Here is a 1,943-nt window from a genome sequence, read left to right as displayed (position 1 = left end):
GTGCGCCGGCCCGCTGGACCCGGCCCCGACGACGGCGGTGCCCGACGACGGCGCGCAGCGGAGCGGAGCGACGGCATGAGCATGGTGGAGCGGGAGCGCTACGTGGCGCTCTACGGGCCGAGTACGGGCGACCGGATCCGGCTGGCCGACACGAACCTGCTGATCGAGGTGGAGCACGACCACTGTGCCGGCGGCGACGAGGCGGTCTTCGGCGGCGGCAAGGTGATCCGCGAGTCGATGGGGCAGTCCCGGGCCACCCGGGCCGAGGGGGCCCTGGACACCGTCATCACCGGCGCGGTGGTCCTCGACCACTGGGGCGTGGTCAAGGCGGACGTGGGGATCCGCGACGGGCGGATCGTCGCGCTGGGCCGGGCGGGCAACCCGGACACCATGGACGGTGTGCACCCGGAGCTGGTGATCGGACCGGCGACCGAGGTGATCGCCGGCAACGGCCGGATCCTCACCGCCGGGGCGGTCGACACCCACGTGCACTTCATCTGCCCGCAGATCGTCACCGAGGCGCTGGCCGGTGGGGTCACCACCCTGGTCGGCGGCGGCACCGGACCGGCCGAGGGGACCCGGGCCACCACCGTCACGCCGAACGCCTGGCACCTGGCCCGGATGCACGAGGCGCTGGACGCGTTCCCGGTCAACGTGCTGCTGCTCGGCAAGGGCAACACGGTCTCCGCCGAGGCGCTCTGGGAACAGCTGCGGGCCGGTGCCGGCGGCTTCAAGCTGCACGAGGACTGGGGCACCACCCCGGCGGCGATCGACGCGTGCCTGCGGGTGGCGGACGCCTCGGGCGTGCAGGTCTCCATCCACACCGACACCCTCAACGAGGCCGGGTTCGTCGCGGACACCCTGCGGGCGATCGGCGGCCGGGCGATCCACTCGTACCACACCGAGGGGGCCGGGGGCGGGCACGCGCCGGACATCATCACCGTCGCCGGGGAACCGAACGTGCTGCCCTCGTCGACCAACCCGACCCGTCCGTACACCCGCAACACCCTGGCCGAACACCTCGACATGCTGATGGTCTGCCACCACCTCAACCCGGCGGTGCCGGAGGACCTGGCGTTCGCCGAGAGCCGGATCCGACCGTCCACGATGGCCGCCGAGGACCTGCTGCACGACCTGGGCGCGATCTCGATCATCGGCTCGGACTCGCAGGCGATGGGCCGGGTCGGCGAGGTCGTGCTGCGGACCTGGCAGAGCGCGCACGTGATGAAGGCGCGGGTGGGGGCGTTGCCCGGTGACGGTGCCGCCGACAACCACCGGGCCCGGCGGTACGTGGCGAAGTACACCATCTGCGCGGCCATGGCCAACGGACTCGACCACGAGATCGGCTCGGTCGAGCCGGGCAAGCTCGCCGACCTGGTGCTCTGGGAACCGGCGTTCTTCGGCGTCCGACCGCACCTGGTGATCAAGGGCGGGTTCATCGCGTACGCCCAGATGGGGGACGCGAACGCCTCGATCCCGACGCCGCAGCCGATGCTGCCCCGCCCCATGTTCGGCGCGTACGGCGTCGCGGCCGCCGCCACCAGCCTGGCGTTCGTGGCACCCGCCGCGCTCGACGCCGGGCTGCGCCTGGACGTGCGTCGCCGGGTGGTGCCGGTCGCCGACGTACGGCAGCGCGGCAAGACCGACCTGCCGGAAAACGGTGCGCTGCCGCGCATCGAGGTGGACCCGGACACCTTCACCGTCCGCATCGACGGCGAGGTGGTCGAACCCGACCCGGTGACCGAGTTGCCGATGGCCCAGCGCTACTTCCTGTTCTGATGAGCGCGCCGACCATGCTCCTGCTGCTCGCCGACGGGCGGTTCCCAGCGGGGGCGCACGCCCACTCGTCGGGGCTGGAGGCGGCTGTCGCGGCCGGGCGGGTGACCGACCTGGCCACGTTGGGGGAGTACCTGCGCGGGCGGCTGGCCACCGCCGGGCTGGTC

Annotated in this window: 1 protein-coding gene; it reads left to right on the top strand. The window is 73.1% G+C overall.

Translation table 11 applies throughout. The features are described 5' to 3' along the window. The first annotated feature begins 75 nt into the window (after positions 1 to 75). Positions 76 to 1,779: an urease subunit alpha gene (locus EYA84_RS31245; protein WP_131057779.1), complete on the top strand. Its 1,704-nt coding sequence runs from the start codon at positions 76 to 78 to the stop codon at positions 1,777 to 1,779. Positions 1,780 to 1,943 lie beyond the last annotated feature (164 nt).

Origin of the sequence: Verrucosispora sp. SN26_14.1, from assembly GCF_004307965.1 — a bacterium.
Lineage (GTDB): Bacteria > Actinomycetota > Actinomycetes > Mycobacteriales > Micromonosporaceae > Micromonospora.
The sequence above is the reverse complement of the archived record's forward strand: the minus strand, read 5'-3'. Positions and strand labels throughout refer to the sequence as shown.